This is a genomic window from Halomonas halodenitrificans DSM 735 (genome assembly GCF_000620045.1).
GTDB classification, from domain to species: domain Bacteria; phylum Pseudomonadota; class Gammaproteobacteria; order Pseudomonadales; family Halomonadaceae; genus Halomonas; species Halomonas halodenitrificans.
Genome location: NZ_JHVH01000020.1, coordinates 45746 through 60594 on the forward strand (window position 1 = coordinate 45746; position 14849 = coordinate 60594).

The 14849-nt window shown below is 55.7% G+C and carries 8 protein-coding genes; all 8 read left to right on the forward strand.

Annotation, left to right across the window (positions count from 1 at the left end):
* The first annotated feature begins 225 nt into the window (after positions 1-225).
* The 8 genes from zorA to Q358_RS0110395 all read left to right on the forward strand — a co-directional run bounded on the left by zorA (position 226) and on the right by Q358_RS0110395 (position 14772).
* Positions 226-2196: an anti-phage ZorAB system protein ZorA gene (zorA, locus tag Q358_RS0110360; protein ID WP_169735512.1), complete on the forward strand. Its 1971-nt coding sequence runs from the start codon at positions 226-228 to the stop codon at positions 2194-2196.
* The gene (locus tag Q358_RS0110365) at positions 2196-2960 is read left to right on the forward strand and encodes an OmpA/MotB family protein (RefSeq protein ID WP_027961967.1); all 765 of its coding nucleotides are present in this window, start codon (positions 2196-2198) and stop codon (positions 2958-2960) included. Before zorA ends, Q358_RS0110365 begins: the two co-directional genes overlap by 1 nt.
* Positions 2957-4786, forward strand: a complete 1830-nt coding sequence (locus Q358_RS17165; RefSeq protein WP_156940888.1) for an EH signature domain-containing protein — start codon at positions 2957-2959, stop codon at positions 4784-4786. The genes Q358_RS0110365 and Q358_RS17165 overlap by 4 nt, the downstream gene beginning before the upstream one ends.
* A complete protein-coding gene (locus Q358_RS17170; protein ID WP_084286518.1) occupies positions 4776-7814 on the forward strand; it encodes a DEAD/DEAH box helicase in 3039 nt (1012 codons plus the stop codon). The genes Q358_RS17165 and Q358_RS17170 overlap by 11 nt, the downstream gene beginning before the upstream one ends.
* Positions 7815-8021: 207 nt before the next feature.
* The gene (locus Q358_RS0110380) at positions 8022-10247 is read left to right on the forward strand and encodes an OsmC domain/YcaO domain-containing protein (RefSeq protein ID WP_027961968.1); all 2226 of its coding nucleotides are present in this window, start codon (positions 8022-8024) and stop codon (positions 10245-10247) included.
* A 159-nt stretch (positions 10248-10406) separates the two neighbouring features.
* Complete coding sequence (locus tag Q358_RS0110385; RefSeq protein WP_027961969.1) at positions 10407-11468, forward strand: efflux RND transporter periplasmic adaptor subunit; 1062 nt, start codon at positions 10407-10409, stop codon at positions 11466-11468.
* Positions 11465-14503 carry an efflux RND transporter permease subunit gene (locus Q358_RS0110390; protein ID WP_027961970.1) on the forward strand — a complete coding sequence of 1013 codons (3039 nt, stop codon included), beginning with the start codon at positions 11465-11467 and terminating at the stop codon, positions 14501-14503. The genes Q358_RS0110385 and Q358_RS0110390 overlap by 4 nt, the downstream gene beginning before the upstream one ends.
* A gap of 2 nt (positions 14504-14505) precedes the next feature.
* Entirely contained in the window at positions 14506-14772 is a 267-nt protein-coding gene (locus tag Q358_RS0110395) for a hypothetical protein (RefSeq protein WP_051530307.1), read from the forward strand.
* The last annotated feature ends 77 nt before the right edge of the window (positions 14773-14849 follow it).

Below are 14849 nucleotides of genomic sequence, written 5' to 3' on the forward strand. Positions count from 1 at the left end.
TGGGAGTTCATGGGTAAAGTGGCTAGCGAGCGTGAGAAAGATAGATATAAGGGCATGGATGTGTCAGGGTGGTTCGAGAAGGGTAGTATCAATTCGATACTGTACATCAATATTGGATGATTTTTATTTTAAAGCTATCGGGTAGTATACAGAATGATTGAGTCAGTTTCGCATCTTCTTCCCAATTTTTACGCCATGAATCTTTCCCGGTACCAAGAGCTAGTGGTGAGCGATTTTTTCTGGCTGGGAATGATGGTGATCATGGTTATCGCCACTTCTTCAATTTTATACTATTGCAATAAATATCGAAAGAATGTAAGTCTTGTTGAAAGTTTAATAAAAGGGCAGACACGAGAAGAACTGGCCTGGAAACGTCAGGAAATTCTTGAAAAGGCTCAAAGGTCAGGTATCAAGGCCGGAAATCTGTGGGAAGAATTTGACGAGAGTCTAGTATATTCTTCTGATAAGGATAAGCTTTACAATACTTTGGACGCCGACCATTTTTTCAATGGAAAAACATTAGCTTACGGATTGACATCAAGTCGGCTGCTGGCAGCCGCACCAACCTTTCTTACTGCGATCGGTGTTCTGGGTACCTTTATTGGCCTAACAATTGGCTTGAGAGGCCTTCAGGTCGACGCTGATGATGTCGATACCCTCAGGGTGGGTATCGCGAGCATGATAAACGGAGCCGCTATTGCTTTTTTGACATCAGTATGGGGGGTTGGGCTAAGTCTTTTCTTGAATGTTATAGAGAAACTGGTGGAAAGGCGTGCGTTGAGGCGTATTAATAAGCTTCAGCATGAAATCGATTTTCTTTATCCGCGTATGCCTGCCGAGCATTCCCTTATTCATATTGCCGAGTCCAGTCAGGCAAGCAAGGAGGCACTCCAGGAACTTCACGAGCGTATTGGAGACAGGCTTCAGGAAACCGTGTCTGGAATGAGCGAGGCCATGCAGCAGGCTATTTCAGATTCGCTTAACAATGTCATGGCTCCAGCCATACAGTCACTTGTTGATAATGCAAGCACTCAGTCAACTGAAACTCTTGAGAAGCTTGTTTCCAGTTTTATGGAGGGCATGAAGACGGCTGGAAGTGAGCAAAGCAAGGCGCTTGGAACTGCTTCTGAGGAGGTAAACCAAGCGGTTAATTCAATGAGTACAAGGATGGACGAACTCTTTACAAAGCTAACCGAGCAGCAACAGAAAAGCGGTGAGCATGTCGAGAGTACATCGCGCGAGCTGGCTGAGCAGATTTATAGACAGCGAGAGACATCATTGGAGCAGCAGTCTGCGTTGGCGGAAAAGTTTGAGTCCTTCATGGAGCGCATGTCAGAGTCGATGGACACCCAGTTTCATCAAGCATCTGAGCGGGATGAGCAACGGAAGCGAGCACATGAAGAAAGTCTACAGAAGTTATCTGACGACCAGGCTGCAGCGATTAAAAATCAAGTTGCCTTGGCAGAGGAGCGGGATCAGGTACGTGCAGCTCAGTTTGATGAGCAGCAAAAAGCTATCGAAGAACGGTTCGGTGGTCTTGTAGAAAAGCTTGTCAATGAACAGCAAGAGTTGATGCGACAGGTGGGGGAGGCATCCAGAAGTGCCAATCAGCATTTGACAAGCATATCGTCCCAATACGAAATGCTGTCCACTTCGCTAAGCGAAGTGGCACATTATGCTGAACGTAGTAGCCAGAACATGACAAATAGCTCTGCCCAGCTAGGCACCTTGTCAGCCAATCTTCACAAGACCGCAGTGCTTCTTGATGAGAGGATAAATTCCGTTACAGAAAGTCTGGAGCAAGTGTCAGATAAGAATAGTGAAGTGCTTTCTGGTATCTCCGAGCACGCGCGCACACTTGTGAGCATGCAGGAAGCCATCAGTGACGCTGCTCGTCAGCTTGATGCTGCTGCTAAATTCGCCAATGAAGGGTTCAGCGAGCTTGGAAGCAGTAATGACGAATTTATCCGTAAGTTGCGTGATGAGTTTACGCAGCTGGGTGACTCACTGAGTGAACAGGTGGAAAATATTGAGAAGCAAGCTGAAGAGTGGCTTAGGACATATAGCCAAGAAGTTCGTGAGCAAGTTTCGGAGAGAATGGAAGCTTGGAATACCAATACGCTATCGTTTGCCGATCAGATGAAGAGAACTGTCACAGCAATCAGTGGTGTTGTGGATGACCTGGAGCGTCGCTGATGAGTCTTAATAGGCGTGGAAAGTCTCAAGTAGACGAAGAGAATCCATATTGGATGTCTTTTTCAGACATCATGTCGGTGCTGCTGATAATTTTCATACTGGCGTCGGTCGTTCTTATTGTGCAGCTGATAGAGATTAGGGAGCAGCTGGAAGAGCAGCAGCAAGAGTTTACTGAAGAAATTCAGATGCTACGTCAGGCTGAGGAAGTCAGGAGGACTATATTGCATGAAGCTGCTGAGGAGCTGAAGCGGAGAGGAATACAAGTTTCCGTCAGCGAAAACGACACTGTGTTGAGTATACCCAATGATATTCTTGGCTTTGAGACGGCTGAATTTGATCTTGGTCCGCAGTATCAGAAAACTGCCACTCAAATTGGTAATGTTCTTTCTGACGTGATCCTCCGGGAAAATCGAGTAGAATACATTGATACCGTTTTTGTTGAGGGACATACCGATAATCGGCCTTATCAGGGGATGATGGGAAAGGGTAACTGGGGGCTTTCAGCTTTCCGTGCCATTTCTCTTTGGCAACACTGGCTGGATGTCCTTCCGGAGGGTCGCCGACTGGATAGCTTGATAAATCAGGATGGGCATCCGATATTTTCCGTTAGTGGTTATGCCGAAAGTCGTTCTGTCACAGAGTTTCAAGATACTGAGGAAGAGCTCAGGGCTAACAGGAGGATTGATATAAGATTTACCATCCGTCGCCCTACGATGGAAGATTATCGAGAAGTTCAGGATACATTTGTAGGTGGTTCTCAGTGATATTGCCTCCTCTTGAAGTTATCAATATAAACTGGGGTTCCTCGTCTCTTGAGCCTTGGGTAGTACTTATTGAATCGACAAAGAAAATTGAAGACGATGTCGGTCGCGGTGATGCTTACCTTAAGGCAGAAGAGAAGTTACTGGATGTGGCAAGAAGTCGAAATTTCGGAGTTTTACCGACCTTGCTCAAGAAAAGGGTGTCCGTTCGGGCCCTGACCCAGCTTTGGCTCGATGACTCGGACGTACTCAAGAGGCTGATGAGCCCCAGGCTGCTTGAAGTTATTGTTGAAGCTCAGCGGCCCAGGCTAGGCAGGGTGCCACTTCTCAATATGCTCCAGCTCTACCTTCAAGAATTTGACAGACTGGATCGTTATGCCTCGCAAAGCGATGGCACTCTAAGGGAACAGTTTGAGAGTGTCCTTGTTGACCAGGTAGAGAAAGTTGAACTTCTGGATGAAGAGCTATTAACAAATGATTTGATTTCAGTTGTCAAGCAATATGGCGGCTGGATTTTGAAGATTGATGGGCCGGCTCAGGTTGTCAGAGTCGCCATAAAGAATGGTATAACACTAGAGGATGCGTTCTCAAGATTTGGCTTAAAGGGGTTTGATAACGGTCGATATGCTGATGTCTGTCGTGCATATTATTATATAGAAAAACTTCATGAGATCGATGAACAAGAATGGTCTCCTGTCTTTGATGAGTTGTTGCATCACGATGTCTCCAAGGCGCCATATGGAAGAGAAGGGAAGCGAATAGGCCATGCCGCTCTGGAGGTGTTGATTGACCGTGTTACAGAGGCTAGTGAAGCTTGGCAGGATTTTATGTTGAGCTTGGCCGGCGACCCTCGTGTCTCAAGTAGGGTCAAGAGCTACCGGGAATGGTGGGCGCCCCTTGGTGAGCAAAGGGTGGAAAAAGTGCGCGGCTGGTTTTCCAAGCAGGATCTCCGTCTTTTTCTTCAGGCGTTAGAACAGTATGGTGAGTCAACTAATAATGATGATTTGAAGAGAATGTTCCCTGCTAGAAAAGCTTTTCTAGAAGGACTTTTTCGACTCAAGATGATCAAGAATACCAGACTGATGCTTGGAAAAAAGGCCGAGTACTCAGTCAGGAATATTTTAAAAAATGAGTTGAAAGTAAATTATATAAAATTGGATGGTCAGCTTTCTGATAAAGCAGTTATCTATCTGGATTGTGGTGATTTTTACTTGATTGAAGGCTCGCATAGCTTCAAGCTTTGGGTATACTTGGCTCCGCCAAGCCTTAAGCATCTTAGCTATGAGGTGATCAGTTTGTCGCACTTTGAGTTAACAAATATAGTGCCTAAGGTCTACAAGCAAGAGAACCCTAGCCTGGAGTATGCTGCCGTTGTTCACAGTCCTTCGAATTGGCAGAATAAGGTTTTTGAATTTCTAGCGAAAAATGGCATTAGTCTCGATGTTGAGGCTCTCCTTTGCAAGGAGGATTATAGGAAGTATATTGCGAGGTTTGGACTACCTACTGTGAGGCCTGTAATACAGAATGATGCACGTGTTTTTCATGCTTCTTTTGACGCTAAAAAAAATGGTGATACTTCAAGTGTGAGTCAAGGTCAGAGCTCTATTTCAGATCTAGCTATAAAGATATTATATTATCTTTATAGGTATCCTGATAGCAAGTCGAGGGATATTTCAAAGCACTTTGGCCTTCCATTAAAGGCCATCAATCATGTGATGCATTTGGACCTGAAGGGGTACTGTATACAAGTCTCCAACTTTAACTGGATCATCTCGGCAGAAGGCGAGAAAGTGCTGAGAAATAGCGAGGTGCTGGGTGATGAAGAATAGACTTGCTCAAATCATCAAGAGATTTCTTCCTGACGCTGGCGATCAGCAAGGCGGACCGGAAAGCTTTGAGATTAGATTTGATGCTGATGGTGTCAAGCTGTACCTTGAAAAGATGGAGTTTGAAAGATTTCTTTCCGGAGGAGGTGCGCCCAATATTAATCTACAGGGCGTTGTCCTTCGGATGCTTGAAGAGCAGGGTCTTGCCTCGCGTTTTCCTAATGGATTTAGCCTTGATGCTAGTGTTGCTGGCTCTCTTGATAATGAACAGGCAGAAATTCTGGGGCTTCCACCACGTTTTTCTGGTGAGTTCAAAGTTTCCATTGATGGGCACTCCAACAGCAAGGTTTTCTCAGTAAAGATATTTCCAGAGCATGATGGGGCCCAAGTCCCTTGTCGTAGCAAAGGTGCGTTGATGGAAGTTGGGTCTGGTCACCGCTATCTGCTGGATCAGCCGCAGATTCAAGCTTTTCAGGCCCTTGATAGACATTCACTGCTTCCCGAAGCCTTGAAGACAAGCAGTGAGAATCTGTTGCTTCTGGCAACATTGCAATTGGCCAAACGCAGTGGAATGAATATTGACCTTAGCCACTTTGAAAGAATTAATGTAGAAATGGCCGAAGAGGTTGGTGTTATTGCCAAGCAATTGCCCGATGGCAGCCTGGAGCTTTTTCCCAGTGTAGGTGATGGTTATGGGCTTGATGAGATAGAGGGGCGGTTAGGTCAGTTGGACCTGGATGAACGTGGCGGTGTTATTAGAATAAAAAATAACGTTGTAATACTTGACGAGGAGAAAATGAGTGGCATCAAGGAGGTTATGGATAATCGGCGAATTCCCTCAGAGAGTGTTGCCGATTTTATAAAATCTCCTTCTGCGTTCCTTGACGCCTCTCTTGTTAATCTAGATCTTGGCTTCTCGGTGCGGGTGCTTGGGGTAGGTAAAATCAAGCACATGGACTTCGGGGGACTGGGGCAAGGAGAAAGCGACTGGTTCGGTGTCAAAAGCTCGGCTTCACCCCCTGAAATTATCAATAAACTTGTTAAAAGCCATGAAGAACTTTCGGAACTTCAGGGTAAGATTGATACAGCATACTCTCAGGGAGCCCAGACTGTTGACTTTCAAGGAGAGAATGTCGATGTGTCTGATCCTGGTATAGTGAAAAGCATTCTTGGCAAGGTGGCGAATTCGCTTAATAAGCCAGAGGAGTCAGCAGCTGCTGCTAAAGACTCTGCCGAGACAAGTGAAACTCGGGTTGGTGTTATTGTAAAAGATGCCGGAGATATCGGCGAGACATTATTAGATAAGCTCAAGCGCCATAACCCTCAGCGCCAGCCTGACTGGGAAGCTTATGCCAGGCAGCCCTTCCCTCATCAAGAAGAGGGCGTGAATTGGATGCTTCGGCTAATTGAACTAAGTACTCTCGACGACACTGAGAACTTTGAGCGCATTCAGGGAGGGATTCTCGCCGATGACATGGGCCTGGGCAAGACATACATGACACTTGTTGGCATCAATGAGTATCTGTCTCACAGAAAACTGCAAGGTCTACCGGAGAAACCTATTCTGATCATTGCTCCCCTCAGCCTTATGGAGAATTGGGAACAGGAGGTTTCACTGACCTACAAGAGCATCCCCTTCAAAGATATCAAGGTATTGCAGGCCGGCAGGGATCTTGCTGAATTCAAAAAAAAGGGAGAGAAGCGGGAGTCCGTTCAGGCATCTGAACTCTTGGACGAGGAGGGGCAGATGGAGTCCGACAAGATACGCTTTGCTCTTCATGTAGGACCTGATGCAGGTGTGAAGAGGCTGGATATCAACAGGCGCCTCGTGATTACTACCTACCAAACGCTTCGTGACTATCAATTCTCTTTCTGCCTCATTGATTGGGGCATGGTGATCTTTGATGAGGCGCAAAATATAAAAAATCCTAACACCCTGCAGACCCATGCGGCAAAAGGCCTTAATAGCGACATCAAGATACTGGCAACTGGTACGCCTGTTGAGAATTCGCTGGGTGACTTCTGGTGCCTGATGGATACTGCTCAGCCAGGGCTTCTGGGGGATTGGGTCTATTTCAGGGATCGTTGGATAACTCCGATACTTCGTGCCGAGGAGAACGAAAAAGATTCCGTTCGTGGGTCGGTTGGGAACGACTTACGCAAGGCTGCCGGTGAATTCATGCTGCGTCGTATTAAGGAAGACCAGCTATCAGCCTTGCCTACGAAAAGCATTTTTAGTGGCGTTCCCGATGCCTCCCATGGGGCTTCCTATAACCCGAAGCTGTCTTCCTCCATGAGTGGTTTCCAGCTCTCGGCTTACAATGAGGCAATTGACCTGTATCGAAAGCGTCGCGCAAAAGAAGAAGATGTTCGTGGATTTGCTCTGTCAACGCTTCAGAGTATGAGGGCGATATCCCTTCATCCGCGAGCAAATGAACCGTTGCAATCTCTTGTTTCCAAACCTGACTCATATCGTATGATCATGTCAGAGTCGGCAAAAATGAAAGTGACTCTTGATGTCCTTGATGAGATAAGGTCAGCGCAGCAGAAAGTTATTATATTTATACTTTCAAAAAATGTGCAGCGCTTTATGAAGGTATGGCTCGATAAAATTTATGGCCTTGATGTCAGCGTTATCAATGGGGACACTTCCGCAGTAGAAAGAAAAGGTGAAAGCCTGACAAGGAAGGGGCTGATCGAGCAGTTCGAATCCGTTGACGGCTTTAATATCATCATCATGTCGCCGGTAGCCGCCGGTGTTGGTCTGACAGTTGTGGGCGCCAACCATGTCATTCACCTGGAGCGCCACTGGAATCCAGCCAAAGAGGCACAGGCTACTGACAGGATTTACCGGATTGGTCAGAAAAAGGACGTGTACATCCATATTCCAACCGCCTTGCACCCTGAATTTGCTTCATTTGATGTCCATCTAGATAGGCTGCTTAGTGGAAAACTGCTTTTGAAGGATGCAGTTGTCACTACAGACGTGGTCAGTGAAAGTGAGGTGATGAGGTCTCTTGGTCTGGATTGAACTTACCCAGCAAGCCACTGGCCAACGGTGCAGTCACGCTCACGGTTGCGGATGATTAAGCCTAATCAGGCACCGCCAGAGCGGTCCCGAGCAATGCAGGCCATCTGCGATAGCCCTGGCACCTGGGGGATTGGGCATGACGCCCGGCGGTAGAGCTGGGATAATGCGCGGTTTCGTTCGTTCACGCTCAACGCTCCCCGGTGCCCCATGGAAATCAAGGTCAATTATCTCGACAACCTCCGCCTGGAGGCCAGGTTCGACGACTTCGCGGTCGTTTCCGACCAGCCCATCCGCTACAAGGGTGACGGCTCGGCGCCGGGGCCCTTCGATTACTTCCTGGCGTCCTCGGCGATGTGCGCGGCCTACTTCGTCAAGGTCTACTGCAAGGCCCGGGATATTCCCACCGAGAACATCCGCCTGTCGCAGAACAACATCGTCGACCCGGAAAATCGCTACAAGCAGATCTTCCGCATACAGGTCGAGCTGCCCGAGGATATCTCCGACAAGGACCGCCAGGGCATCCTGCGCTCCATCGATCGCTGCACGGTCAAGAAGGTGGTGCAGACCGGCCCCGAGTTCCAGGTCGAGGCGGTGGAGAACATCGACGAGGACGCCCAGGCCCTGCTGATGGGCAAGGCGTTGGGCGAAGCGGACGGCGATGATGGCACCTGGATCGAGGGCAAGGATCTGCCGCTGGAGCAGACCATCGCCAACATGACCGGCATCCTGGCCGAGCTGGGCATGAAGATCGAGATCGCCTCCTGGCGCAATATCGTGCCCCACGTCTGGTCGCTGCATATCCGCGACGCCGCTTCGCCGATGTGCTTTACCAACGGCAAGGGCGCCACCAAGGAGAGCGCGCTGTGCTCGGCGCTGGGCGAGTTCATCGAGCGGACCAACTTCAACTTCTTCTATAACGACCAGTTCTTCGGCGAGGAGATCGCCGATGCCGAGTTCGTTCACTACCCCAACGAGAAGTGGTTCCAGCCGGGGCCCGACGATGCCCTGCCCGAGGGCATCCTCGATGCCTACTGTCGCGAGGTCTACGATCCGGAAGGGGAGCTGTGTGCCTCGAACCTGGTCGACACCAATTCCGGCCGGGCGGACCGCGGCATCGTGGCCTTGCCCTTCGAGCGCCACTCCGACGGCGAGACGGTCTACTTCCCCTCGAACCTGATCGAGAACCTCTACCTCAGCAACGGCATGAGCGCCGGCAACACCCTGGCCGAGGCCCAGGTGCAGTGCCTCTCGGAGATCCTCGAACGGGCGGTGAAGCGCCAGATCATCGAAGAGGAAATGGTGCTGCCCGACATCCCCCAGGCTGTGCTGGCGCGTTACCCGGCGATCGTCGAAGGCCTCGAGGCGCTGGAGGCCCAGGGCTTCCCGGTGCTGGTCAAGGACGCCTCCCTGGGCGGCCAGTTCCCGCTCATCTGCGTGACCCTGATGAACCCCAAGACCGGCGGGGTATTCGCCTGCTTCGGCGCCCACCCGAGCTTTCATGTGGCCCTGGAACGGACCTTCACCGAGCTGCTGCAGGGGCGCAGCTTCGAGGGCTTCAACGACTTCCTGCCGCCCACCTTCAACTCCATGGCGGTCACCGAGCCCAACAACGGCGTGGAGCACTTCATCGATTCGTCCGGGGTGATGTCCTGGCGCTTCTTCAGTTCGCGCTCGGACATCGCGTTCTGCGACTGGGACTTCACCGGCAACGGCACCTTCAGCAACGAGGAGGAGAGCGCGGCGCTGTTCGGCATCCTGGAAGAGTTGGAGCTGGAGGCCTATGTCGCCGTCCGCGAGGAGCTCGGCGCGCCGGTGTGTCGCATCCTGGTGCCCGGCTTCTCCGAGGTCTACCCGGTGGAGGACCTGGTGTGGGACAACACCAACATGGCCCTCGACTACCGCGAGGATATCCTCAACCTGCACCGGTTGAGCGATGCGGCGCTTTCCGATCTGCTCGAGCGCCTGGAGGAGAGCCAGCTCGACGAGCATATGACGATCATCTCGCTGATCGGCATCGAGTTCGACGAGAACACCACCTGGGGCCAGCTCACCATCCTCGAGCTCAAGCTTCTGATCAACCTGGCGCTGGGCCAGCACGAGGACGCGCTGGAGCGGGTCGAGATGTTCCTGCAATACAACGACAACAGCGTGGAGCGCAATCTCTTCTACCAGGCGGTGCAGGCGGTGCTGGAGATCGTGCTGGACGACGCGCTCGAGGTGGCGGACTTCCGTTACAACCTGGGGCGCATGTTCGGCGAAGCGACTATCGAGGCGGTGATCGGCTCGGTGAGCGGCAGCGTGCGCTTCCATGGCCTCACGCCGACCAGCATGGCACTGGAGGGGCTGGAAAAGCACCACCGCCTGATCGAGAGCTACCGCAAGCTGCATGCCGCCCGCGCGGCCCGGGCCGGGATCGCCGTGACGCCGGCCTAGTCAGCGTAGTTACTCAGTGTTAGCCGAGTGATATCCCCCGCGTCGGTTGCCTGGCGTGGGGCGATGCCTTGTAGCTCCGGGGCGAGCCGGCCAGCGGTTGGCACCGGAATCATCTGGTATGATCGTTTCAAATAATCGTTTGAAATTCCGGGATGCCCAATGCGATATCTGCTCCTCCTATTGTTGCCGCTGGTACTCATGGCCGGCTGCCAGGACTCGTCGGCGCCATCGGCGACGGACTCGCCGCGCTGGGTCAAGACGGCCACGCTGGCGGCGAGCTCGGCGCATACGCTGTCGCTCACCGGGGTGCTGCGCGCTCGCTATGAAACGCCCCTGGCCTTTCGGGTCAGCGGCCAGATCGCCACGCGTCACGTCGATGCCGGGCAGCGGGTTCGCCAGGGCGAGGTGCTGTTTACCCTCGATCCCAGCGATCTGGAAGAGGCCCTTGCCGCCGCCCGGGCGGAGCTTGCCGCGGCTGAGGCGGCGCTGGATGTGGCCCAGGCGGATCTCTCTCGCGACCGGCAGCTGCTGGAGAAGGGGTATCTCAGCCGCCAGGCCTTCGAGCGTGCCGAGCTGGGGGTACGCGAGAACAGGACGCGCCGCGAGGCGGCCAGTGCCAGGGTCACCCAGGCGCGTAACGCCCTGGGTCATGCGAGCCTGCGTGCCGACGCCGATGGCGTGCTGATCGATGTGAGCGGCGAGCCGGGGCAGGTGGTGGGGGTCGGTCAGGCGGTCGCCCGGCTGGCCCAGGAGGGGCCGCGGGAGGTGGAGGTCAACTTCCCCGCCCGGTCGCGGCCACCCCAGGCGGGTGAGCTGCTGGCAGGGGAGAAGCGCATCGCCCTGACCCGCCGCGAGGTGGCGGGGGCGGCCGACCCCGCCAGCCGCACCTGGCGCGCCCGCTATCGCCTCGAGTCGCCGCTCGAGGCGCATAGCCTGGGGGAGGTGGTCCAGACGCGGTTTACCCTGCCGAGCACCGCCGCCCAGGGGCGCTTTCGGGTACCGGTGGCGGCGCTGGATGAGCGCGGGGACGGCCCCAGGCTGTGGCGCATCGTTGAGGGAGAGGCCCGGCCGCTGCCGGTGACCCTGGAGCGGGTCACCCGGGAATACGCCTGGGTCAGCGGCGAGGGACTCGAGGCCGGGCAGGCGGTGATCAGCCTGGGCACCCATCTGCTCACGGCCGGCAAGGCGGTGCGGCCACTGGGCGAGGAGGGCGCGCCTTGAGCTTTCCCAACCTCTCGGCGCTGGCGGTTCGCGAGCGCGCCGTCACGCTGTTCTTCCTGGTGATCGCGCTGCTGGGTGGCCTCTATGCCTTCGCCTCCCTGGGGCGAGCGGAAGACCCGGACTTTACCGTGCGCGTGATGATGGTCTCCGCGGCCTGGCCCGGTGCCTCGCCGCAGGAGATCCAGGCAAGCGTGGTGGACCCGCTGGAGAAGGATATCCAGGAGGTCGATGATCTCTACCGCATCGAGACGACCATTCGACCCGGACGCGCCGACCTCAAGGTGGAGTTCGAAGATACCGTGCCCGGTCAGGCGATCACGGAGCGCTTCTATCAGGTGCGCCGTCGGATGCAGGATGCCGCTCCCGGTCTTCCCGAGGGCGTGATGGGGCCGATGATCAACGAGGACTTCGGCGACGTCTACTTCTCCCTGGCGGCCTTGAGCGCCCCGGGCATGCCGATGCGCGAGCTGGTGCGCGAGGCCGAGGACATGCGTGATCGGCTGCAGCGCGTTGAGGGAGTCACCAAGGCCGAGGTGCTGGGCGAGCGCCAGGAGCGCATGCATGTCGACTTCGACCTGGCCCGGCTGCAGAGCCTGGGCATTTCGCCCGAGGCCGTCTTCTCCGCCATTCAGGCACATAACCGGCTGCTGCCGGCCGGGCGCATCGATACCCAGGGGCCGCGCCTCTATCTGCGGCTGACCCACGACCTGTCGGAGCCCGAGGCACTGGCCGATGTGCCGATCCGTATCGGCGAGCGGCTGATTCGCCTGGGCGATATCGCCGAGATCTCGCGGGGCTACGAGGATCCACCCCGCTATCTGGTGCGCGCCTTCGGTGAGGAGGGCCTGCTGCTGGGCGTGGTAATGGAGAGCGGGGTCAATGGCCTGGCCTTCGGCGATCGCCTGGACGCCTTCTGGCAGCAGGAGCGCCAGCGCCTGCCGCTGGGCATGTCGCTAGAGGTGATGACCAACCAGGCCGATGCTATTGCTGGGGCGGTGAACCTCTTCCAGGTGAAGTTCCTGGTGGCCGTGGTGGTGGTGATGCTGGTCACCATGCTGGCGGTCGGACTGCGTGCCGGCATCGTGGTGGGGATTGCCATACCGGTGACCCTGGCATTGACCTTCGTGACGATGCTGGCCATGGGGATCAACCTGGACCGCGTGACTCTCGGTGCCCTGATCATCGCCCTCGGGCTTTTGGTCGACGACGCCATCATCGCCCTGGAGATGATGATCGTGAAGATGGAGGCGGGCTGGAATCGTCTCGAGGCCGCCGCCCATGCCTGGCATGTCACCGCCGCCCCGATGCTGTTCGGCACCCTGGTCACGGTGGCCGGCTTCGTGCCGGTGGGCTTTGCGCAATCCGCCGTGGGCGAGTACACCGGCAATATCTTCTGGGTGCTGTGTATTGCGCTGCTGCTGTCGTGGATCGTGGCGGTGGTCTTCACCCCCTATCTGGGCGTCAAGCTGCTGCCCGAACAGAAGACGCCCCACGCCCAGCACGAGGCCTATCAGTCGCGAGGCTATCGTCGCCTGCGGGGTCTCATCAGTGCCTGCGTGCGCTATCGCAAGAGCGTGGTGGCCCTCACGGTGGTGCTGCTGGTGGCGGCCGCCGCCGGGCTTGCCGGGCCGGTGGAAAAGCAATTCTTCCCCAGCTCCGACCGCCCCGAGGTGCTGGTCAGCGTCTATCATCCCCAGGGCACGGCCATCGGTGCCACCGATGCGACCACACGCCGCCTCGAGGCGCTGATCGGTGAGGCCGACGGCGTGGAGTCGCTCTCCGCCTACGTGGGGGCCGGGGCTCCGCGCTTCTTTATCTCCGCCAACCCCGAACAGCCCAACCCGGCGTTTGCCAAGCTGATCGCGGTGACCGAGGGCGTCGAGGCGCGGGAGCGGCTGATCGACAGGCTCAAGGTACATATCGCCGACGGTGACTTCCCCGAGGCGCGGGTGCGCGTGCAGAAGCTGCTCTACGGGCCGCCGGTCGACTGGCCGGTGAGCATCCGCGTGCTGGGCGATGACGCCGACCGCCTGCGCGACATCGGCCATGAGGTTCGCCAGGTGATGGCCGCCCATGTCGCCACGCGGGACCCGCACCTCGAATGGGACGAACGGGTGGCGCGGCTGCACCTGGCCATCGATCATCACCGGCTGCAGCTGATCGGCCTGACCCCGGACGAAGTGGCGCGTCAGTTGCAGTTCCAGCTGGATGGCATGACCATCACCGAGCTGCGCGACGGTATCCGGCTGGTGCCTGCCGTGGGGCGCGGGGCCCAGGCAGACAGCGTCGACCTCCAGAGCCTGGAGATACTGAACCGTGAGGGCCGGCGGATACCGCTCGCCCAGCTGGGGGAGCTGGAGACGGTCTTCGAGGAGCCGGTGATCAAGCGTATCGACCGCCAGCCGTTCCTGGCCGTCAGTGCCGAGATCGAAGGGGCCCAGCCCAACGACGTGACTCAGGAGGTCTGGGAAGCACTGGGGGAGCTGCGCGATCGTTTGCCTGCCGGCTACCAGCTGCAGATTGGCGGCTCGGTGGAGCAGTCGGCCAAGGCCGAGGCCTCGATTCAGGCGCTGCAGCCGCTGATGGTGGTGCTGATGCTGATCTTCATCATGCTGCAGATGCGCTCCTTCGCCGGCACCTTTATCGTCATGGCGACGGCCCCGCTGGGGCTGATCGGGGCGGTGACCGCGCTGCTGCTGTTCAATCAGCCGTTCGGCTTCGTGGCCACCCTGGGGCTGATCGGCCTGGCGGGCATCCTGATGCGCAACACCCTGATCCTGACCCAGCAGGTGGCGGATAACGTCAGGGCCGAGATGACGATGCGCGATGCCGTGGTGGAGGCGGCCGTGCAGCGGGCCCGCCCGGTGGTGCTGACGGCGCTGGCGGCGATACTCGCCTTTATCCCGCTGACTCTGGACAGCTTCTGGGGGCCGCTGGCCTATGTGCTGATCGGTGGCGTGGCCGTGGGCACCCTGATTACCCTGTTTTTCGTGCCGGCACTCTATGCCCTGGGGTATCGCATTGCCCAGGAGTGAATATGATGAAACAACGAATCATTGCCGGTGTGCTGACCGCCACGACGGGGGTCATGCTGCTCATGGCCGTGTTGAACCAGGGCTCTGCCTTGCCTTTTTATCGTTGGCCCGGAGAAGCCTTTCAGGGGCTGGCGTTCTCCTTCACCTGGGGGCTCGGCGCGCCCCCTGTTCTTGCCTATCTGCTGGCCGGCTTGGCGCTTCTCGCCGTGTTTATCATCTGCTTTATCCCCGGCCACCAGGTGGCGCGCTGTTTCGAAAAACGGAGCTAGTCGGTAACCTCGCCAAGGGCGCCACCGCGCGGGGAGAGTATCTCCATGCGATCACTTCATCATTGAGGTCCAAGGCT